19 protein-coding genes and 4 tRNA genes are annotated in these 20,900 nt (G+C 55.4%); 20 read left to right on the plus strand and 3 right to left on the minus strand.

Annotation, left to right across the window (positions count from 1 at the left end; translation table 11 throughout):
- The first annotated feature begins 12 nt into the window (after nt 1-12).
- From asd to BOW52_RS06265, 14 genes are all read left to right on the plus strand, one after another.
- Entirely contained in the window at nt 13-1,125 is a 1,113-nt protein-coding gene (gene asd / locus BOW52_RS06200; protein WP_172840204.1) for an aspartate-semialdehyde dehydrogenase, read from the plus strand.
- A gap of 12 nt (nt 1,126-1,137) precedes the next feature.
- Nucleotides 1,138-2,172 carry an aspartate-semialdehyde dehydrogenase gene (locus BOW52_RS06205; RefSeq protein ID WP_078483231.1) on the plus strand — a complete coding sequence of 345 codons (1,035 nt, stop codon included), beginning with the start codon at nt 1,138-1,140 and terminating at the stop codon, nt 2,170-2,172.
- Nucleotides 2,173-2,281: 109 nt separating this feature from the next.
- On the plus strand, nt 2,282-5,023 hold the full coding sequence (locus BOW52_RS06210) for a FimV/HubP family polar landmark protein (RefSeq protein ID WP_078483232.1): 2,742 nt from the start codon (nt 2,282-2,284) through the stop codon (nt 5,021-5,023).
- Between the two features lie 122 nt (nt 5,024-5,145).
- On the plus strand, nt 5,146-5,925 hold the full coding sequence (truA, locus tag BOW52_RS06215; protein ID WP_078483233.1) for a tRNA pseudouridine(38-40) synthase TruA: 780 nt from the start codon (nt 5,146-5,148) through the stop codon (nt 5,923-5,925).
- Nucleotides 5,926-5,975: 50 nt separating this feature from the next.
- On the plus strand, nt 5,976-6,605 hold the full coding sequence (locus tag BOW52_RS06220; protein WP_078483234.1) for a phosphoribosylanthranilate isomerase: 630 nt from the start codon (nt 5,976-5,978) through the stop codon (nt 6,603-6,605).
- A gap of 12 nt (nt 6,606-6,617) precedes the next feature.
- Nucleotides 6,618-7,817: a tryptophan synthase subunit beta gene (trpB, locus tag BOW52_RS06225; protein WP_078483235.1), complete on the plus strand. Its 1,200-nt coding sequence runs from the start codon at nt 6,618-6,620 to the stop codon at nt 7,815-7,817.
- Nucleotides 7,818-7,914: 97 nt separating this feature from the next.
- Nucleotides 7,915-8,727 (plus strand): tryptophan synthase subunit alpha, encoded by an 813-nt coding sequence (trpA, locus tag BOW52_RS06230; RefSeq protein ID WP_078483236.1) that lies wholly within the window; start codon nt 7,915-7,917, stop codon nt 8,725-8,727.
- 65 nt (nt 8,728-8,792) lie between these two features.
- Nucleotides 8,793-9,650 (plus strand): acetyl-CoA carboxylase, carboxyltransferase subunit beta, encoded by an 858-nt coding sequence (accD, locus tag BOW52_RS06235; RefSeq protein ID WP_078483237.1) that lies wholly within the window; start codon nt 8,793-8,795, stop codon nt 9,648-9,650.
- Nucleotides 9,651-9,761: 111 nt separating this feature from the next.
- Complete coding sequence (gene folC / locus BOW52_RS06240) at nt 9,762-11,018, plus strand: bifunctional tetrahydrofolate synthase/dihydrofolate synthase (protein ID WP_078483238.1); 1,257 nt, start codon at nt 9,762-9,764, stop codon at nt 11,016-11,018.
- Nucleotides 11,019-11,056: 38 nt separating this feature from the next.
- Nucleotides 11,057-11,629, plus strand: coding sequence for an SPOR domain-containing protein (locus BOW52_RS06245; protein ID WP_172840207.1), 573 nt, complete (start codon nt 11,057-11,059; stop codon nt 11,627-11,629).
- A 121-nt stretch (nt 11,630-11,750) separates the two neighbouring features.
- Nucleotides 11,751-12,239 (plus strand): CvpA family protein, encoded by a 489-nt coding sequence (locus tag BOW52_RS06250; RefSeq protein ID WP_078483240.1) that lies wholly within the window; start codon nt 11,751-11,753, stop codon nt 12,237-12,239.
- A 59-nt stretch (nt 12,240-12,298) separates the two neighbouring features.
- Nucleotides 12,299-13,813 carry an amidophosphoribosyltransferase gene (gene purF, locus BOW52_RS06255; RefSeq protein WP_078483241.1) on the plus strand — a complete coding sequence of 505 codons (1,515 nt, stop codon included), beginning with the start codon at nt 12,299-12,301 and terminating at the stop codon, nt 13,811-13,813.
- A 226-nt stretch (nt 13,814-14,039) separates the two neighbouring features.
- On the plus strand, nt 14,040-15,236 hold the full coding sequence (locus BOW52_RS06260; RefSeq protein WP_078483242.1) for an O-succinylhomoserine sulfhydrylase: 1,197 nt from the start codon (nt 14,040-14,042) through the stop codon (nt 15,234-15,236).
- A gap of 37 nt (nt 15,237-15,273) precedes the next feature.
- Nucleotides 15,274-16,092 carry a ferritin-like domain-containing protein gene (locus BOW52_RS06265; RefSeq protein ID WP_078483243.1) on the plus strand — a complete coding sequence of 273 codons (819 nt, stop codon included), beginning with the start codon at nt 15,274-15,276 and terminating at the stop codon, nt 16,090-16,092.
- Here BOW52_RS06265 and BOW52_RS06270 read toward each other — a convergent pair.
- Both BOW52_RS06270 and BOW52_RS06275 read right to left on the minus strand, forming a co-directional pair.
- Nucleotides 16,079-16,795 (minus strand): UDP-2,3-diacylglucosamine diphosphatase, encoded by a 717-nt coding sequence (locus BOW52_RS06270; RefSeq protein WP_078483244.1) that lies wholly within the window; start codon nt 16,793-16,795, stop codon nt 16,079-16,081. The two genes, BOW52_RS06265 and BOW52_RS06270, sit on opposite strands and share 14 nt — an antisense overlap.
- Nucleotides 16,795-17,394 carry a peptidylprolyl isomerase gene (locus tag BOW52_RS06275; protein WP_078483245.1) on the minus strand — a complete coding sequence of 200 codons (600 nt, stop codon included), beginning with the start codon at nt 17,392-17,394 and terminating at the stop codon, nt 16,795-16,797. The genes BOW52_RS06270 and BOW52_RS06275 overlap by 1 nt, the downstream gene beginning before the upstream one ends.
- A 179-nt stretch (nt 17,395-17,573) precedes the next feature.
- Between BOW52_RS06275 and cysS the strand changes: the two genes are divergently transcribed.
- On the plus strand, nt 17,574-18,971 hold the full coding sequence (gene cysS / locus BOW52_RS06280; protein ID WP_078483253.1) for a cysteine--tRNA ligase: 1,398 nt from the start codon (nt 17,574-17,576) through the stop codon (nt 18,969-18,971).
- Between the two features lie 42 nt (nt 18,972-19,013).
- On the opposite strand, the gene folD is transcribed toward cysS, so the two are convergent.
- The gene (folD, locus tag BOW52_RS06285; RefSeq protein ID WP_078483246.1) at nt 19,014-19,868 is read right to left on the minus strand and encodes a bifunctional methylenetetrahydrofolate dehydrogenase/methenyltetrahydrofolate cyclohydrolase FolD; all 855 of its coding nucleotides are present in this window, start codon (nt 19,866-19,868) and stop codon (nt 19,014-19,016) included.
- Between the two features lie 217 nt (nt 19,869-20,085).
- Here folD and BOW52_RS06290 point away from each other — a divergent pair.
- From BOW52_RS06290 to BOW52_RS06310, 5 genes are all read left to right on the plus strand, one after another.
- Nucleotides 20,086-20,162, plus strand: a tRNA-Pro gene (locus tag BOW52_RS06290).
- A gap of 49 nt (nt 20,163-20,211) precedes the next feature.
- Nucleotides 20,212-20,288: transfer RNA gene (locus BOW52_RS06295), tRNA-Arg, on the plus strand.
- Between the two features lie 44 nt (nt 20,289-20,332).
- A tRNA-His gene (locus BOW52_RS06300) sits at nt 20,333-20,408 on the plus strand.
- A gap of 38 nt (nt 20,409-20,446) precedes the next feature.
- Nucleotides 20,447-20,522, plus strand: a tRNA-Lys gene (locus tag BOW52_RS06305).
- Between the two features lie 113 nt (nt 20,523-20,635).
- A complete protein-coding gene (locus BOW52_RS06310) occupies nt 20,636-20,866 on the plus strand; it encodes a hypothetical protein (RefSeq protein WP_078483247.1) in 231 nt (76 codons plus the stop codon).
- Nucleotides 20,867-20,900 lie beyond the last annotated feature (34 nt).

Raw genomic sequence — 20,900 nt, forward strand, 5'->3', positions numbered from 1 at the left:
GAGGGTAAGACGATGATGAGAGTAGGTCTGGTTGGTTGGCGCGGTATGGTCGGTTCGGTGTTGATGCAGCGTATGCGTGAAGAGTCCGATTTCGAACAGTTTGAGCCGGTATTCTTTACCACCTCACAGGCGGGGCAGGCGGGACCGGATGTTGGTAAGGATGTGCCGGTGCTGAAGGATGCCAAGAATGTCGATGAGCTGAAGGCGATGGATGTGATCCTCACCTGTCAGGGCGGCGACTACACCAAGGAGGTCTATCCCGAACTGATCAAGTCTGGGTGGGACGGCTACTGGATCGATGCCGCTTCGACGCTGCGCATGGTTGACGATTCGATCATCGTACTCGACCCGGTCAACAAGGGTGTGATCGAAAATGGGCTGGTCAACGGCATCAAGACCTTTGTTGGTGGTAACTGCACCGTCTCACTAATGATGATGTCGATCGGCGGCCTGTTTGAGAAGGATATGGTTGAGTGGATCACGCCAATGACCTACCAGGCGGCTTCGGGTGCCGGTGCGCAGAATATGCGTGAACTGATTAAGCAGATGGGTGCGATCAATAATGAGGTAGTCGATCTCAACAACGATCCTGCCAGTGCCATTCTCGATATCGACAGAAAGCTCTCTGACTTTCTACGCTCTGAAACATATCCAAAGGATAAGTGGGGCGTGCCGCTGGCCGGCTCTCTGATTCCGTGGCTTGATGTTCAGCTCCCATCCGGTCAGTCGAAGGAGGAGTGGAAGGCGCAGGTTGAGACCAACAAGATTCTCGGTCGTTCTGATAAACAGATTCCGATTGATGGTATCTGCGTGCGCATCGGTGCGATGCGCTGTCATAGTCAGGCGCTAACTATCAAAATGAAGCAGGATGTACCGCTTGATGAGATCCACGACATTGTCGCCAGCCACAATGAGTGGGTGAAGGTGGTGCCAAACGATCGCGACGTCTCGATGACCGATCTAACCCCGGCTGCGGTGACCGGTACCCTGACCATCCCGGTTGGACGGATGCGCAAACTGACCATGGGTGATGATTATCTCTCCGCCTTTACCGTCGGTGATCAGCTGTTGTGGGGTGCGGCCGAGCCGCTACGCCGCATGCTACGCATTCTTCTCGAAGCATAGGTCGGATTGATCATGACAGAAGGCGTCTCGGTTGCACTTTTAGGTGCGACAACTCAGGCTGGTGAGTCGGTGCGTGAGCTGCTCGAGGAACGCGAGTTCCCGCTGGCAGCACTCTACTTTGTAGAACATGAAGAGCGTGCCGGTGGGAAGCTCTCGTTTGGTGGAAAGAACCTTGCGGTGCAGGATGCCGAAAAGTTCGACTTCTCCACGGTGCAAATCGCTATTGTGGTGGGTGATCGTACGCTTGCTGAACAGTATGCCGAGGTTGCAGCGACCGAAGAGGTGGTCGTTGTCGACTGCACCGGTCACTCTTGCGGTGCGCTGGATGTTCCGCTGGTGATTCCAGAGCTCAATCCCGAGGCGCTGGCCAACTATCGTCGACGCAATATTGTTGCGGCACCGAATAGCGTTTCGGTGGCGATGCTGTTGGCACTGAAGCCGATTCACGATTCGGTTGGTATCAAATGCGTCACTGTGACGGCTTGTCAGGCGGTATCGGAGCTGGGGCAGCCTGGGATGGAGGAGCTGGCGACTCAGGCAACCAGCATGTTCAATCTCAAACCGATTGAATCAAATGTCTTCGCCAAACAGATCGCTTTTAATATATTGCCAGCAGTTGAGGTCGTAGATGAGAACGGCTACGCAGAAAGTGAACGGGCTTTGGTTCAGGCTGCGCAGCAGATCCTTGGTGATGAGACGATTGATGTCAGCCCGACGCTGATCTGGGGGCCGGTCTTCTTCGGTCACTCGATGAGTATCGATCTTGAGCTGAGTGGTCAGCTAGATGCAAATGCTGCGCAAAAACTACTCGATGTTGCACCTGGCGTGAGTGTCATGAATGGCGCTGAGCCAGCGCAGATGCCTACCGCAGTGACAGAAGCGGCTGGGAGTGATCTGGTCTATGTTGGTCGTATTCGCCAGCCAATCAGTGGTGGTGAACGTCTCAGTCTGTGGTTGGTAACCGATAATGTGCGTCGAGGCGTTGCACTCAATGGTGTTCAAATCGCGGAAATTTTGGTAAAAGAGCATTTAGAGTCAGGCAACTAGCGACAGTTGTTCAGATAGTTTCACTGTTTAGAAAGTGGGATTTTTTCAGTGAACGGCTATTCTGAGCTATCAATACAAATAACAAGTCTTGCGTAATTAGGGGAAATGGATGTTGCGAAAACTGGTCACGGTCATGATTGTCATGGCATTAACGTCGATCCAGGGTGTTTACGCTCTAGGACTTGGAGAGATCGATCTTCGCTCGGCTCTCAATCAGAAGCTTGATGCAACCATCAAGCTTCACTCCAGTCGCATGGACGAACTCAAAGGTGCAGAGGTGCGACTCGCCTCCCAAGCCGCATTTGATCGTGCCGGTATCGAACGTCTTCCCATCCTGCTGAAACTCAAGTTCGCGGTTGCAGGTGTAGATCGCGGCGAGCCGGTTGTTGCGGTTTCGAGCGACGGTACCATTGATGAACCGTTCCTCAATTTCCTGGTTGAGGTGAATTGGGCCAACGGTCGTCTGCTGCGTGAATACACATTGCTACTCGATCCGCCCTCGCTGATGCCAGAGCCTGCGCCGGTGATCGATACACCTAAGATTGAGCAGGTTGCGATTGAAGAGGAGATCGTCGCTACGCCGATTGAGGCACCTGTGAAGGCTGCGCCAGCACCTGCCCCAGTGAGAAAGGCTGCGCCGAAAGCCCCTTCCAGAATTACAGAGCATGGACCGACCAAAAAGGGTGAGACGCTGTGGGAGATCGCCAGCAAGGTTCGTCCCGATAACTCCATCTCGGTCAACCAGATGATGCAGGCGCTACTGCGACATAATCCGGAAGCGTTTTTCAACAACAACATCAATAACCTTAAGACCGGCTATGTGCTGCGTGTGCCCGATCGCCAGACAATCCTCGCATTTGATAACGCGGCTGCCCGGGCGGCAACACGTGAGCAGACACGTAAGTGGCGTGAAGATAAATCGGTAACGACAGCATCGCCTGAGGCGATCGAAGCAGATGCGGTGCCTGCAGAAGCTGCTGACGGTGATAGCGGTGGTCGACTGAAGATCGTTGCGCCGGCTCCAAAGGAGTCTGTGAGTGAGGCGGCGACAGGTGCTGATGGTGTTGAGAGTGCTTCATCGAACGATGCCGAGTTGCAGCGTGAACTTAATCTACTGGCCGAAACTACCGAGGCACAACGCCAGCAGAACGAAGAGCTGCAGGAGCGTATGTCTGAGCTGGAAAAGCAGCTCGAGACAGCCAAACGTCTGTTGGAGCTAAAGGATGATGAGCTGGCTGCGATGCAGGGGCGTGCAGCTGAGGAGCCCGTCGAAGCGGTGGTAGCGGTTGAGGTTGAATCAACAGTGGCTATAGAGCCGGCTGAGACAACGGTTGCCGAAAAAGCCCCTGCAGTTACACCTGTGGCAGAGGCTCCCAAGCCTGTAGAGCCTGTAGCAGTTGCTGAGCCGGAGATTGAGGTCGGATCAGAAGAGGAGCTGGAGCTGGTCGACGAGATCCTCGAGCAAATTTCTGATTACACCGATGACACCATTGAATTTGTAGAAGATGCGATGGAGGATCCTACAGTGCTGGCGGGTGCGGGTGGCGCAATCGCTATCATCGCTCTGATCATCTGGCTTCTGGCACGTCGTCGTCGTATGGGAATGACCGAGTTCCAGGAGAGTATTTTGGCCGCATCACCAAAACCGTCTGGTTTTGGTGAAACTAGCGAAGCGGCTGCTGAGGAGCAGCTGGATACGCCGTCGCTAGAGCAGACCAATCTGAGTGAGTTCGGTTCTGTTAGTGGTATGGGTGATATTCAGAGCGAAGTTAGCGAGGTTGATCCGATTGCAGAGGCTGATGTTTATATCGCCTACGGTCGTTACCAGCAGGCTGAGGATATGCTCAGCGAGGCTGTTTCCAATGAACCAGATCGCAACGATCTTAAACTGAAGTTGCTTGAGGTCTATCACGCGACCAAGAATCAACGCGCCTTCGAAGAGAATGCTGAATCGCTCTACGCCTCTCTGGGCGGACAGAGCGATCCTATGTGGGATCGCGTTGTTGCGATGAGCAATGAGCTGGGCATTGATAATCCTATCTTTGGTGGTTCTGGCATCAGTACCGATGAGCTCTCTGCTGAGCTGGATACTATTTCAGGTGGCGCTGATATGACGGCCGCTGATGATGCGGCAGTGGTGAGTTCTGAGATTAGTGATGCTGATATCAGCTCAACCCTGGGCGCTGATGAGGAGTTCTCACTCGATATTGATCTCGATAGTGGTGAATTTGGTTCTGAAACTGTTGAGAGTGCCGATAGCGCCACGGCTGAGATCGATCTGGGTGAGTTTAATCTCGATGAGACAGTTGAGAGTGATGTAACCCCGGAGGTTGTTGAAGAGAGTGATTTGAATTTCTCACTGGATGAGAGCGCGACTTCCGATCCAGTGGTTCCAAGTGTAGATCCGGTGGCATCTGCTGATGAGGAGCCTGTATTCGATTTGGGTGATGTCGGTGAGCTGCAGCTTGATCTACCTGAAGAGGCAACTGCTGATGCAGCTGATGAGGCAGTATCCGATTCAATGGGTGAGTTTGATCTGAGTAGCTTTGATCTGCCTGAGGAGGGCGGGGCTGATGAGATACCACTTAATGCCGGTGAATCCACAGATATCTCGTTAGATGAAGTGCCCGAGTTTGATCTGGGTGAGTTGGAAACAGAGACAGCCGAGAGCGCGGACGAAGATAATCACTTGATGGGAAGTCTTGATGAAGTTGGCACCAAGCTCGATCTGGCCAAGGCCTACATCGATATGGGAGACCCTGATGGTGCGCGCAGTATTCTCAATGAGGTGCTCGAAGAGGGTGATGATACCCAGAAGGGTGAGGCAGAGGGGCTACTCTCACAGCTTTAGTCTTATAGATCGTCATACCGGTGATGAACACCGAGGACCGCCCAATCGGGCGGTCCTTTTGCTTTGGCCTATTGGAAACTGATTAGTACCCTTGATGTTTGGTGAGAAGAAGTAGACGTCGAATGAAGATTGCGCTGGGGATTGAATATAACGGTAGTAGCTTCCATGGCTGGCAGCGCCAGCGCAGTGTTCCGAGTGTTCAGGAGTCGATCGAAGCGGCGTTGACAAAGGTTGCCAACCACCCGATCGTGGTGGTCTGTGCGGGCCGTACCGATGCTGAAGTTCATGCAACCGGTCAGGTGATCCATTTCGAGAGTGACGCCGAGCGGCGCGAGCGGGCCTGGATGTTGGGCAGTAACGCTAATCTGCCTGATGGCGTCAGCGTGACCTGGGCACAGCGGGTTAGTGATGATTTTCACGCGCGCTTTTCGGCCACTGGCCGACGTTACCGTTACGTTATTCTCAATCGCGATAGTCGCCCTGGGGTGATGAGTGGCCGGGTGAGCTGGATTTATGCCCCGCTAGATGCCAATCGTATGCACCGGGCGGCTCAGGCGCTGCTGGGAGAGTGCGATTTCACCTCGTTTCGCGCACAGGGCTGCCAGTCGAACACGCCATGGCGCAGACTCGATGAGATCAAGGTGACACGCAGCGGTGACTTTGTTGTGATCGAGGTGGAAGCGAACGCCTTTCTGCACCATATGGTGAGAAACATTGCCGGTGTGTTGATAGCCATAGGTTCGGGTGATCAGTCCGTTGAGTGGGCTGCAGAGGTTTTGGCGCTGCGTGATCGCACCCAGGCGGGAGTGACTGCACCACCCCATGGTCTCTATCTGGTGAAGGTTCGCTACCCTGAGCAGTTCGCCATTCCCGATAGTGGCAGCGGGCCGCTGCTGCTCTGAAGCAGGGGCTGAATTCTGGTAGAGTTAGCTCCTTTGTCACGATCGATCTGATGAGTAGAACACGCGCAAAAATCTGTGGGATTACCCGTGAGCAGGATGGGCTGACTGCGGTGCAGTATGGTGCCGATGCAATTGGTCTGGTCTTCTATGCTCCCAGTCCACGAGCGGTGGGTATCGAGCAGGCACAGCGTATTACCGCTGCATTACCGCCATTTGTCACGGTGGTAGCGCTGTTTGTGAACCCCGACTCCGATGAGGTTCGTGAGGTGCTGCAGCAGGTACCGGTCACACTGCTGCAGTTTCACGGTGATGAGAGTCCTGAGTTCTGTGCCTCATTTGGACGCCCCTATATCAAGGCGATCAGGATGGGTGAGGGTGTCGATCTGCATCACGAGGCGGAGCAGTTCGCCTCTGCGCAGGGATTGCTGCTCGATAGCTTCAGTGCCAAGGCACGAGGTGGCACTGGTGAGGTCTTCGACTGGGGGCGTATTCCGCAAGATGTCGCACTGCCGCTGTTGCTGGCAGGTGGTCTGCACCCGGCCAATGTGGCCGATGCGATCAGAGAGTCACACCCCTATGCGGTTGATGTGAGTAGTGGGGTTGAGATTGAGAAGGGGATCAAGGGTGAAACGATGATCTCCGATTTTATGCGGGCCGTTGCTCGTGCTGATTCCGAATAGAGGTTGAAGAAAATGTCGTACCAAAATATGCCCGATGAGCATGGGCATTTCGGTCCTTACGGTGGTGTGTTTGCTGCCGAGACGTTGATGGAGGCGATCGATGAGCTGCGTGAGGCCTACGAGAAGTACAAGGACGATGACGAGTTCAAGGCGGAGCTGGCCCATGAGCTGAAGCACTTTGTCGGCCGTCCCTCACCGGTCTACCACGCGCAACGCTGGAGCGAGCAGCTCGGTGGTGCGCAGATCTGGCTCAAGCGTGAGGATCTCAACCACACTGGCGCGCACAAGGTGAACAATACCGTCGGTCAGGCACTACTGGCCAAGCGTATGGGCAAAAAGCGGATTATCGCCGAGACTGGTGCTGGGCAGCACGGCGTGGCGACGGCGACTGTCTGCGCTCGTTACGGTATGGAGTGCATCGTCTACATGGGTGCGGCAGATATCGAACGGCAGAAGATCAACGTCTACCGCATGCGAGTGCTTGGTGCCAAGGTGGTGCCAGTTACCTCCGGTTCAGCCACCTTGAAGGATGCACTTAACGAGGCGATGCGCGACTGGGTGACCAATGTTGATGACACCTTCTACATTATCGGTACCGTGGCAGGACCGCACCCCTACCCAGCCATGGTGCGTGACTTCCAGACCGTCATCGGCGAGGAGTCTAAAGTGCAGTTGCAGGATGAGGTGGGTAAGCTGCCCGATGCGCTGGTTGCCTGTGTTGGTGGTGGTTCAAATGCAATCGGATTGTTCTACCCTTTCCTCGAAGATGAGAGCGTGAAGATCTACGGTGTTGAGGGCGGTGGACTCGGTATCGAGTCGGGAAAACATGCTGCTCCACTGTGTGACGGCAAACCGGGAGTACTACACGGTAACCGCACCTACCTGATGGAGGATGAGGCGGGGCAGATCATCGAAACCCACTCGATCTCGGCGGGTCTCGACTACCCCGGTGTGGGACCAGAACACGCCTGGCTCAAAGATTGTGGGCGCGCCAACTACGTGGCTGCGACCGATGATGAGGCGCTGGCCGCCTTCCATGCGCTGACCCGCATTGAGGGCATCATCCCGGCGCTCGAATCGAGCCATGCACTCGCCTATGCCGCCAAGCTGGCACCAACGATGGCAAAGGACCAGATTATCCTGGTTAATCTCTCCGGACGTGGTGATAAAGATATCCACACCGTAGCAGCACTGGAGGGGATTGAGGTATGAAATACACGACGTATGCGTCGCTCATTGGCATCCATGCCTCCGCGGCATTTGCACATCCCTGTGCTTCATTTGGCGAGAGCCATGGAGGGCGGGAGCTATGAGCAGAATCAAACAGAAATTTTCAGACCTCAAGGTAAAGAATCGCAAAGCGCTAATACCGTTTATCACCGCAGGCGATCCCGAGCCGGGATTGACGGTGCAGATGATGCATGCGTTGGTCGAGGGTGGTGCCGACCTGATCGAATTGGGTGTTCCCTTCTCCGATCCGATGGCTGATGGTCCGGTGATTCAGCTCTCCTATGAACGGGCCCTGGAACACCATGTATCACTCGCGCAGGTATTGGAGATGGTGAGTGAGTTTCGCAGCAAGGATAGTGAGACCCCGGTGGTACTGATGGGCTATCTCAATCCGGTCGAGCTGATGGGCTATGAGCAGTTTGCCGAGCGAGCAACCGCTGCCGGAGTTGATGGTGCGTTGATTGTTGATCTATCACCGGAGGAGAGTGACAGTGTGGTCACTACCTTCCGTGACCGGGGACTCGATTCGATCTACTTGATTGCACCGACCAGCAGTGCGGAACGGATCAAAAAGATTACCGATTGCTCAAGTGGCTTTGTCTACTACGTCTCGCTCAAGGGTGTGACCGGAGCCGGTCACCTCGATACCGATGCGGTGGCCAATAAGGTCGCAGAGATACGCGGGATTACAGATCTTCCCGTGGGCGTCGGTTTTGGTATAAAGGATGCTGATTCGGCACGACGTGTTGCGGGTAGCGGTGACGCGGTGGTAGTGGGTAGCGCAGTGATACGACGTGTTGAGGAGCTGAGCGCAGACCCTGCTGCACTGTTGGCCGAATTGAGTCGATTTGCTACAGAGCTTCGTGGTGCGTTGGACGAGGCCGCCGCATAGCGGCATTATGTGGTCAGATAGTTGCTGGCCCTGGTTTAACTGAGAATAAGATCGAGACCGAGATTATGAGCTGGTTCGAAAAATTGATGCCTTCGCGCATTCGCACCGAAGGTGGTAATAAACGCACGGTTCCTGAGGGGCTGTGGATCAAATGTACGGCATGCAGTTCGGTGCTGTATCGCGCTGAGCTGGAGCGCAACCTCGATGTCTGCCCCAAGTGTGATCACCATATGCGCATCGGCGCACGCCGCCGCCTGGAGGCGTTTCTCGATGCCGAGCTGCGTGAAGAGATTGGTGCTGAGATAGAACCGGTCGATGTGCTCAAGTTTAAGGACAGCAAAAAATATCGCGATCGCCTCGCCCAGGCACAGAAAAACACCAATGAGAAAGATGCGTTAATCGTGATGCAGGGGCAGGTGAATGGTCTGCCGTTGGTTGCCGCAGCGTTTGAGTTCTCTTTCATGGGTGGTTCGATGGGGTCGGTAGTTGGTGAGCGTTTTGTGCGTGCAGCCAACGCCTCGCTCGAGCACGGTATTCCGCTGGTCTGTTTCTCGGCCAGTGGTGGTGCACGCATGCAGGAGGCGTTGATCTCGCTGATGCAGATGTCGAAGACCAGTGCTGCACTGGCGCGGCTTTCAAGCAATGGGATTCCCTTTATCTCCATCCTGACTGATCCGACCATGGGCGGTGTCTCTGCCAGTTTGGCGATGTTGGGCGATGTGAACATCGCTGAGCCGAAGGCGCTGATCGGTTTTGCCGGTCCGCGAGTCATTGAGCAGACAGTGCGTGAGACGCTGCCAGAAGGATTCCAGCGCAGCGAGTTCCTGGTTGAGCATGGTGCGGTCGATATGATTGTCGATCGACGCGATATGCGCGACCAGGTCTCTGGCCTGCTTAGTATTTTGACCAAGCAGCCAGCCTGAAAATAAGGAGGCGGGTAGCAGGTTGCGGGAAACGAGTGGTGGATATGAACCGTTTGGTTGTCTGCCTTAATCCTGTTATCCGTCATCTGACACCTCTCATCTAGTCTTCCCATGCGTTTCTCTACGCTTTCTGAATGGCTCTCCTGGCAGGAGGGGTTGCATCCGAGTGAAATCGAGCTGGGTCTGCAGCGAGTCTCCGAAGTCTGGTCGCGGCTGCGGCCTGAAGGGCACCGTTCCACGGTCGTTACAGTCGGCGGTACCAACGGCAAAGGCTCTACCGTGACGCTGCTTGAGTCGATGTTGCGTCGCGCCGGTTACCGCGTTGGAAGCTATACCTCGCCGCACCTGTTTCGCTACAACGAGCGTATCCGTATCGATGGGAAAGATGTTGGTGACGAGGCGCTCTGTCGTTCATTTGAGCGTATCGATCGGGCGCGCTGCACAACCTCACTGACCTATTTCGAATTTGGCACCCTTGCGGCACTTGATCTTTTTGCCGAGGCGCAGCTCGATATCGTACTGCTTGAGGTGGGATTGGGGGGGCGGCTCGATGCGGTCAATATTATTGATGCCGATGTTGCGGTGGTGACCTCCGTCGATATCGATCACATCGCCTGGCTCGGCAATGATCGCGAACAGATCGGCTTTGAGAAGGCAGGCATATTTCGTTTTGGGAGAGCTGCTGTCTGCGGAGATTCCAATCCTCCACAGCGACTGCTTGAGCATGCTGAACAGATCGGCGCGGTGCTCTATCGTTTCGGTTCTGAGTTTGGTTATGAGTGTGAAGATGGTGGCTGGCGTTGGTGGTCTGATGGTCAGAAGCTCGCTGACTTGCCGATTCCATCGCTCAGCGGGGAGTGCCAGCTCAACAATGCTGCAGTGGCGCTACAGGTACTACGGTTGTTAAACCCCCGTTTTATGGTTGAGCGTCAGGCGATTGCACAAGGGCTCGAAGAGGCGTCACTGCCGGGTCGTTTTCAGCGTATTCCTGGTGCGGTGGAGAAACTGTTCGATGTGGCGCATAACCCCCATGCCGCTCGCCAGTTGGCGGCTAATCTTCGTGCAAGCCGAGGTGGTGGGCGAACCCTGGCTGTGGTGGCGATGCTCGACGATAAAGATGTGGGGGGTGTCATCTCGGCGCTACAGGATGAGGTGGATCACTGGTATCTCGCTGGGCTTGATGTTGCGCGTGGGCTTGATCGCGATGCTCTCGCTCAACAGGCCAATCTGTCCGCCCAGCCGTTCGACTCATTTAATTCACTCACCGGGGCGATGCAGGCTGCTGAGGGAGAGAGCAAAGAGGGTGATCGAATTGTTGTCTTTGGCTCATTTTTTACCGTGGCGGAACTGTTGCCACAAGTCATATAATGCACGGGTGGGTGTGACCTTAATGGATGGTGGAAGCAGTGGATGATTGGCTTAAGCAGCGCCTTGTCGGCGCAGTGGTTCTGGTGGCGCTTGGCGTGATCTTTATTCCGATGTTGATCGAACCGCCGGAGCCTGAGCCAGAGGTGGCAGGGCGTCTCTACGACCCTGTTACACCCGAGGTCGATTTTCTAGAATCACCTGAGATCACCGAGGTGACCATCCCGTTGCCTGAAGAGCCGCCCACGGTGGTCGATACGGGGCTGGCACCGATCGAGCCGAGGCCGACCGAGGTTGTTGCAGAGCCTGCACCGGTAAAGGTCGAAACAGCGAATAAGCCAGCACCGGTAGAGGCCAAAGCCTCACAGGGTGATAGCCTGACCGCCTGGGTTGTTCAGGTGGGTAGCTTCAAACAGCAGCAGAATGCACTGGCGCTACGCGATAAGATTCGCAAACGCGGTTTTACCGCCTTTGTTGAGCGCATCAAATCGGCCTCAGGGGCGACCTACCGGGTGCGAGTGGGTCCCGAAATGTCATACACCAGGATCAAGCAGCGGCGAGATGCATTGAAGAGCAAGCTGAGCCTGAAGGGTGTGATTATGAAGCACCGCTAGCGGTGCTTCAGTGTTCAGTTCCCCTACCGGCTCTGTTAGAATCCGCCCATGAAACGCACCCCGCTCTCCCTGCTGCGAAATACCGACCGCACCTGCGCTTGGTACCTCTGAGAACCCTGTCATGATCTGGATCGATTACGTCATCCTGACGATTGTTGCTATCTCCATGGTGATCAGTGTTTCACGGGGTTTTGTGCGCGAGGCGCTCTCGCTGGTGATCTGGATCGCGGCCTTCTGGATCGCGCTGACCTTCTCCAATGATCTCGCACTGAGACTGGAGGGGATGATCGATACCCCCTCAGCGCGTATGATCGCCGCCTTCGCAATCCTTTTTCTAGCCACACTGATTGTCGGTGGCTTGACCAACTTCCTGATTGGCCAGCTGGTGAAAAAAACTGGCCTGGGGGGTACGGATCGTGCCGTTGGGATGCTATTTGGTATTGCGCGAGGCGTTCTGATTGTGGCCATTATTGTGGTCTTTGCGGGACTAACCCCGCTGCCGCAGGATCCCTGGTGGGGTGAGTCGACATTTCTGGTTCACTTCCAGCGTATGGCGATATGGATGATCAGCTTCCTGCCTGCGGAGTATGCAGGTAACTTCTCCTATTAGTTGATACGTGGCGGGGATGCCACTTTTCACTTCTGTGATATGTACGAGGAATTGAACTCATGTGCGGGATAGTCGGCGTTGTAGCTACATCACCCGTTAATCAGGCGCTCTATGATGGGCTCACTGTATTGCAGCATCGTGGTCAGGATGCCGCCGGTATTATGACCAGTGATAACGGTCAGCTCTTTCTGCGCAAAGATAATGGTCTGGTGAAGGATGTCTTCCGTACTCGCCATATGTTGCAGCTCAAGGGCAATATGGGTATCGGTCATGTCCGTTATCCGACTGCCGGTTGCTCATCTTCTGCCGAGTCGCAGCCCTTTTATGTCAACTCCCCCTACGGCATCTCGCTGGCACACAACGGTAACCTGACTAACGCGGATACCCTCAAGGAGGATCTGTTCCGTGAGGATCTGCGCCATATCAATACCAGCTCTGACTCTGAGGTGCTGCTAAACGTCTTTGCCCATGAGCTGCATCGTCAGAACAAGCTGCGCATTGATGAAAACGATGTGTTCGAGGCGGTGCGCGGTGTACATCGTCGCTGCAAGGGTGCCTATGCGGCGCTGGCGATGGTAACCGGTTACGGCATAGTTGCCTTCCGTGATCCCAACGGTATTCGCCCGCTGGTAATCGGTAAACGCGAGGGTGAGATGGGGGTGACCGAGTATATGTTCGCCTCCGAGAGCGTGGCGCTCGATGTGATCGGCTTTGAGCTGATGCGTGATGTTGAGCCGGGTGAGGCGGTTTACGTCAGTGTCGATGGCAAGCTGCATAGCCAGCAGTGCGCCGACAATCCAGTTCACAGCCCCTGTATTTTCGAGTTTGTCTATTTCGCACGCCCCGATACCATCATCGATGGCATCTCTGTCTACAAGGCGCGATTGCGCATGGGGGAGACGCTGGCGCAAAAGATCAAGCGTGACTTCCCCGATCACGATATCGATGTGGTGATTCCGATTCCTGATACCAGCCGCACCTCGGCGGTCCAGCTCTCTGCAGAACTGGGTACTCTTTATCGTGAGGGATTCATTAAGAACCGCTACATCGGCCGCACCTTTATCATGCCGGGTCAGACACAGCGCAAAAAGTCGGTGCGCCAAAAGCTCAATGCGATCGATCTCGAGTTCCGCGGTAAAAATGTACTACTGGTTGATGACTCTATTGTGCGCGGTACTACCTCACTGCAGATTATTCAGATGGCCCGCGATGCTGGTGCCAACAAGGTCTACTTCGCCTCAGCAGCGCCGCCGGTGCGTTATCCCAATGTCTATGGTATCGATATGCCAACCTCCAGTGAGCTGATCGGTTTTGGCCGTAACGATCAGGAGATCGCAGCGGAGATCGGTGCGGATCGGCTCTTCTACCAGGATCTCGATGACCTGATTGAATCGGTTCTCTACCGCAAGAACAAGACGGTGCAGCGCTTCGATACCTCGGTATTCAACGGTGAGTATGTGACCGGTGATGTGACCCCTGACTACCTCAATCAACTCGAGGCGAGCCGCAGTGATGGGGCCAAGGCGGAGCGGGATCAGCAGCAGATTCCGATCGATTTACATAACAACAGCTGACGCCATGCAGTTGACATGCATGGGGCAGTTTTTCTACTCTTTCAATCAAGCGCCGATTTGACTCAGCTTGCGGGCGCTAAATAAATCCAGCTAAAGAGAGGCGGTAACCTGCTTCTGCTGGAAGGCTGAGCGGGTTTTTTTGTGCCCGCTTGAAAGTGATCGACAGAGCCATGCGGGGTGTTATTCGTGTGGTTGCAAAGGGCCAGAGAATGGCCGGAGGTTAACGATGTTTGAAGATGGTCTAGACGATTTTGCACTGGAGACGCTTGCAGTCCGTGCTGGGCAGCAACGCACAGCTGAAGGGGAGCATGCAGAGCCGATATTCCCCACCTCCAGTTTTGTTTTTGCATCAGCCGAAGAGGCTGCAGCGCGCTTCTCGGGTGATCAACCCGGCAATATCTACTCGCGCTTCACCAATCCAACCGTGCGCACCTTTGAGCAGCGCCTGGCTGCGATGGAGGGTGGAGAGCGTTGCGTGGCGACCGCGTCGGGCATGTCGGCGATCCTCACCACCTGCATGGGGCTGCTGAAGGCGGGCGACCATGTCGTCTCCTCACGTTCGATATTTGGTACCACCACGGTGCTGTTCAACAACTACCTGACCAAGTTTGGTGTTGAGACCAGTTTTGTTGCGCAGACTGACTACAGTGAGTGGGAGGCGGCGATTCGTCCAGAGACACGCCTACTGTTTCTGGAGACCCCCTCGAACCCACTCACCGAGGTAGCCGATATTGCGCGTCTCGCTGAGCTGGCACACGCCAATGGTGCGCTGCTAGTGGTCGATAACTGCTTCTGCACACCGGCGCTGCAGCAGCCGTTGAAGCTGGGGGCCGATATCGTGATCCACTCCGCCACCAAGTATCTCGATGGGCAGGGACGTTGTGTCGGCGGCGCGGTAGTTGGCAGCGAGGAGATTGTCGGCGGTGATGTCTATGCATTTTTGCGCTCGGCTGGCCCGACCATGAGTGCCTTTAATGCCTGGGTCTTTCTCAAAGGGTTGGAGACACTCTCAATCCGCATGCGCGCTCACTGCGAGTCGGCGGGTGAGCTGGCGCACTGGCTAGAGTCTCAGCCAACAGTGAAACGTGTCTACTATCCCGGACTCGAATCGCATCCGCAGCATGGGCTGGCGGCGAGTCAACAGCGTGGTGCGGGTGGCATCCTCTCGTTTGAGCTCGAAGGTGGTCAGGCAGAGGCGTGGCGCTTTATCAATGCTACCGAGCTGGTATCGATTACCGCCAACCTGGGTGATGCCAAGACCACGATTACCCATCCGGCCACTACCACACACGGCCGTCTCACTGCTGAACAGTGTGCCGAGTCGGGTATTAGTGATGGTCTGCTGCGTCTCTCGGTGGGATTGGAAGATGTCGTCGATCTGAAAAACGACCTGGCCCGCGGTCTGGCGGCTGTGGCCGGATGAGTCGTCTCCCTCAGTCCGTTGATAGAGAAGGCGATCGATGATCCAGAGTATTTTTGATCTGGCACGGGGCTGTCTTGATGCTTGTGATCCCGATGAGAAGATCGCCCTGACCAACGCCGCCAGTGCGGCATGGCAGGCGGGTGAGTGTGCGCTTGATGCGACGGTTGAAGCTGAGCCGATTCCCGATCCCGGTCGTCCCGCGCGACCTCTACTAGTGCGTCCACGTGAATTGCAGCAGCGTAAACCGACCACGGTTGAGGGGCGGGCGATACTGTTTCATGCGCTGGTACATATCGAGTTTAATGCGATCAACCTCGGTTGGGATGCGGTCTACCGTTTTCGCGATATGCCGAATGACTACTATAGCGACTGGATTCAGATCGCCTTTGAGGAGGCGTACCACTTCGGTCTGCTGCGCGACCATCTGCGTACGCTCGGTTATGAGTATGGGGATTTCCCCGCCCATAACGGCTTGTGGGAGATGGCTGAGGAGACATCCTACGATGTATTGGCGCGTATGGCGCTGGTGCCGCGCTGTCTGGAGGCGCGCGGCCTCGATGTGAGTCCGGGCATTAAGGCCAAGCTGCTGAAGGTGGGGGATAGTGAAGGCGCGGCGCTACTCGATATTATTCTGCGTGATGAGATCGGCCATGTCGGAGTCGGCAATCGCTGGTTCCACTACCTCTGTAGTGAGCGTGCGCTCGATTCTGAGCAGCAGTTCGATGCGCTGCTGGAACGGCATATGAAGGGACAGATTCGCGGCCCCTTTCATCGTGAGGCGCGACTTGAGGCGGGTTTTACCGTTGAGGAGCTCGACTACCTCGAAGGGGTGGGCGGAACGCTCAGGCCTCGATAGGCTCGAGACTGCATCCCTCAGGAGTGCAGCGCAACACGCTGCCCCGCTGATGCCAGTCACCGACGACCATGCGTTGTACGCTTTGGCCATCTAGCTCAAGGTCGTGAATGGCTGGGCGGTGGGTATGACCATGGATCAGCTGCTGTACCTGATGAGATCGCATTACCTGTTCGATCTCCTGCTGGTTGGCATCCATAATCGCGAGTGATTTTTCACTCATCTCGGCACGACTTTTTGCGCGCACCTCCGAGATCATCTCAATGCGTGGTCCTATCTCCAGTGAGAGCACCTGCTCAATCAGTGCGGGTGCACGAACCATGTTTCGAAATGCCTGATAGTCCTGGTCATCGGTGCAGAGGGTGTCACCGTGCATCAACAGTGTTTGTTTGCCGTAAAGCTCGATCAGGGTTGGATCTTGAAGGAGTTGTGCGCCCGTCTCGGTAAGAAACTGCGCCCCAATCAGAAAATCACGATTGCCGTGCATGAAAAAGAGTGGGGCTTGCCACGCCTTGAGCGCCGTGACGATTTGCTGTTTCCCTGGGTCGGGATCATCATCGCCAAACCAGATCTCAAACAGGTCGCCGAGAATATAGAGCGCCTCGGCCGAGGCGCTCTCTCGCTGCAAAAAGTCGAGAAAGAGGCGCGTCGTCTCGGGCCGACTCTCGTGTAGGTGGAGGTCGGCGATAAAGAGGCTCTCACCCATCAGTTCTGTGCAGCGGTACCGGTTTTGTCGTCTACCACGGAGGCGCGTTCGATGATCACAACATCTTGTGGTACGTCACGCGGGAAGGGACCGCCTGAACCGGTGCGCATCTGTTCGATCTTGTCGACCACATCCATGCCTTTCACGACCTCACCGAAGACGGCGTAGCCCCAGCCGCGTTTGGTTTTTGCGCTGTGGTTGAGGAAGCTGTTATTGACGGTATTGATGAAAAACTGCGCGGTGGCGGAGTGGGGGATTGAGGTGCGTGCCATGGCGACGCTACCACGGCGATTCTTCAAGCCGTTATCGGCCTCGTTCTTGATCTCATCGCGAGTCGCTTTTTTGGTGTAGGTCTTGGTGAATCCACCGCCCTGGATCATGAAGTCACTAATCACGCGGTGGAAGACGGTGCCGTTATAGAAACCGCTGTTGACGTAGGTGAGGAAGTTCTCGACCGTAACCGGTGCCTTGTCGCGATGGAGCTGGATGGTGATGTTGCCGACATTGGTCTCAAGCAGTACATGTGGTGTTGGGGGCATCTCGGCCTGGGCGAGGTTGAAGGTAAGCAGCAGGAGCAGGGTGGTCAGTATGCGTTTCATGTTTTTTTTCCATGGTTGAACTGGGTTAGATGATAAAGTGGCGCGGCTGATGGGGAAAGCCTATTTTGTCGTTGATTTGGCTTTCCGTTAACATGCCCGCCACCGGTTGCAGGGCTGGAAGATCAACACTGCCCGCTGCGCTTCCACCGGCTAATGACTATGACCTCGGAAACTTCGATATGTTGCAGATCCACAATAACCTGAGCAATCAGCTAGAGCCCTTCACTCCTATCGACCCGCAGCGGGTACGAATCTATGTCTGCGGAATGACGGTTTACGACTACTGTCATATTGGCCACGCGCGGGTATTGGTGGTCTTTGATGTGGTCTATCGCTATCTCTGCAAGATCTACGGCGAGCAGCAGGTCACCTATGTGCGCAACGTGACCGATATCGACGACAAGATTATCCAGCGCGCCAACGAGAACGGGGAGGATTTTTCTAACCTGACCTCCCGTTTTGTCGAGGCGATGCACGAGGATGCCGATGCGCTGGGGGTGTTACGCCCGAATGAGGAGCCACACGCCACCACCCATATGGATCAGATTGTAGAGATGATCGCCAAGTTGGTCGAGAAGGGCTACGCCTATCCGGCTGCCAACGGTGACGTTTACTACGATGTCAGCAAGTTCGAGGGTTACGGCAAGCTCTCTGGTAAAAACCCTGAAGATCTACGCGCTGGTGAACGGGTGGCGGTCGATACCGCAAAAGACGATCCGCTCGATTTTGTCCTGTGGAAGGCGGCTAAACCGGGGGAGCCGAGCTGGGAATCACCCTGGGGAAATGGGCGTCCCGGTTGGCACATTGAGTGTTCAGCGATGTCGACCCACTGTCTCGGTAATCACTTTGATATTCACGGCGGTGGCCTCGATCTGCAATTTCCCCATCACGAAAATGAGATCGCACAGAGTGAGGCGGCGACCGGCTGCCAGTTTGTAAATGTCTGGATGCATAACGGTTTTGTGCGTGTCGACGATGAGAAGATGTCGAAGTCGCTCGGTAACTTCTTCACCATTCGCGAGGTGATGAAGCAGTACGATCCTGAGGTGATCCGTTACTTCATTCTTACCAGCCACTATCGTAGTCCGCTCAACTACTCCGATAAACACCTCGATAACGCCAAGGCAGCGCTGAGCACGCTCTATACCGCACTGAAGGGGGTTGCACTTGAGGGCGTGGAGGCTGCTGCAGGTGAGGGCTACACTGAGCGTTTTTATGCAGCATTGGATGATGATTTCGCCACGTCAGAAGCACTGGCAGTGCTGTTCGAAATGGCCAAGGAGGTCAATCGTCTGCGTGATAGTGATGGCGTGCAAGCGGTTGAAATAGCGGCGCAGCTAAAACAGCTGGCACAGCTGTTGGGTATTCTGCAGCGCGATCCGGTTGCCTACCTACAAGGTGGAGTCGGCAGCGAAGAGGGGCTCAGCAACGAGCAGATTGAGACGCTGATCGAGGCGCGTCTGACGGCGCGCAGCAACAAGGAGTGGGCCGAGTCAGATCGCATTCGTGATGAGCTGCAAGCGGCTGGAATCGTCCTGGAGGATGGTGCCGGCGGTACTACCTGGCGCCGCGGCTAGTTAGAGGCGTGTGGACGGAGTAGTTGCTCCGTCCACGGCATGTTATGAGTGGAACTGTTCCAGCGCCTCAATGGTGTTGTTGAGCAGTACAGCAACAGTCATTGGTCCAACGCCGCCCGGTACCGGAGTAATCCGGCCTGCGCGCTCACGGGCACTCTCAAAATCGACATCACCGACCAGACGCCCGTCATCGAGACGGTTGATACCGATGTCGATGACGGTCGCCCCCGGTTTGATCCACTCGCCCTTAACCAGTCCCGGTTTGCCGGCAGCGACGACCACGATGTCGGCGCGCCTGATCTGCTCCTCGAGGTCTCGCGTCATACGGTGGCAGGTGGTGGTGGTGCAGCCAGCCAGAAGCAGTTCAAGCCCCATTGGCCGACCGACGTGGTTAGATGCACCAACGACAACCGCCTCCTGGCCCTTCAGCTCCATACCGGTGCTGCGCAGCAGCTTGATTACGCCGTAGGGGGTGCAGGAGCGTAACGTTGGCAGGCGCACCGCAAGGCGGCCGATGTTGTAGGGGTGGAAGCCATCCACATCCTTGTCGGGGCGGATGCGTTCGATCACCGTCTCGGTATCGATATGCGCTGGCAGCGGAGTCTGGACCAGGATGCCGTCCACAGTAGCGTCTTCGTTGAGCTCATCGATTAGCTTAAGCAGATCTTCCTGGCTGGTCTCAGGGGACAGATCGTGGGAGATCGAATTCACCCCGACCTCGGCGCAGGCGTTACGTTTATTGCGAACATAGACCTCGGAGGCTGGATCAGCGCCGAGCAGAATGACAGCTAGTCCCGGTGCGCGCAGTCCTTTGGCGGTACGTGCCTCCACCTTGCCCTTTATCTCTTGTCTAAGTTCGGCGGCGATCGCCTTGCCGTCAATGATCTGCGCTGTCATGGGTGTGAAATCCAGTATGAATGAACGGTGAATTCTCTCATGCAGTAGCTGCTTGCGACAAGCGACCCTCACGCTATGTAATGTTCCATTACGATCTCTACAGACGTTTTTTTCGTGTTTTTTTCAGGAAGGAATTGACGGCATGGGGGGAGTGCGATTATTATCGCCAGCCTTCTTGCAGTACCTTGCAGAAGTCGAGTGCCTCAAGAAGGCTACTCGGGGTATAGCGCAGCCTGGTAGCGCGCCTGCTTTGGGAGCAGGATGTCGGGAGTTCGAATCTCTCTACCCCGACCAATTGTAAAGGTGAATGAGCAGTCAGGCGGCTCAGTCACAAAGGTTCAATGCGCCCGTAGCTCATCTGGATAGAGCATCGGCCTTCTAAGCCGAGGGTAGCAGGTTCGAGTCCTGTCGGGCGTACCATTCGCCGGTGGTTCTCATTGCCGCAAGGTATGAAGAGTTCAGTGGTGAGCGTAGCTCAGTCGGTAGAGCCCCGGATTGTGATTCCGGTGGTCGTGGGTTCGATCCCCATCGTTCACCCCATTATCTAGATCGTTTATTATTACGATCGAAATGAGTTTGGGATATTAGCTCAGTTGGTAGAGCAGGAGACTCTTAATCTCTTGGTCCAAGGTTCGAATCCTTGATATCCCACCATATTCAATGGGTTGCCGGAAACGGTAGCCCTTTTTTGTGCGCTGCTTCCAGTAAATAGACTGTGATCTGATATAATTCAGGGTATTGGGTTAAATAGCTACGAGGTTGTGGTTATGAGAATCGACAGCGCGCTCGGTACATCACTGCAGGGGTTGAAACAGGGGCAGCAGCGCCTGGTTGAAAGCTCTCAACAACTCACCGCTGCGGCGACCGCTGCACCGCAGGAAAATCTTACTGCTCCTATCGCTGAGCTTCAGCGCGCACGCGATCAGGTTGAGGTCTCGGCCAGGGTTGTGCAGGCCGTCGATCAAACACTCAATAACCTCCTCAAGGCCTTTTCTTAAAACTATGCAGATCGCATCCCAACAGATCGGTTCA

The sequence above is a fragment of the Solemya pervernicosa gill symbiont genome (assembly GCF_002020875.1).
GTDB lineage: Bacteria > Pseudomonadota > Gammaproteobacteria.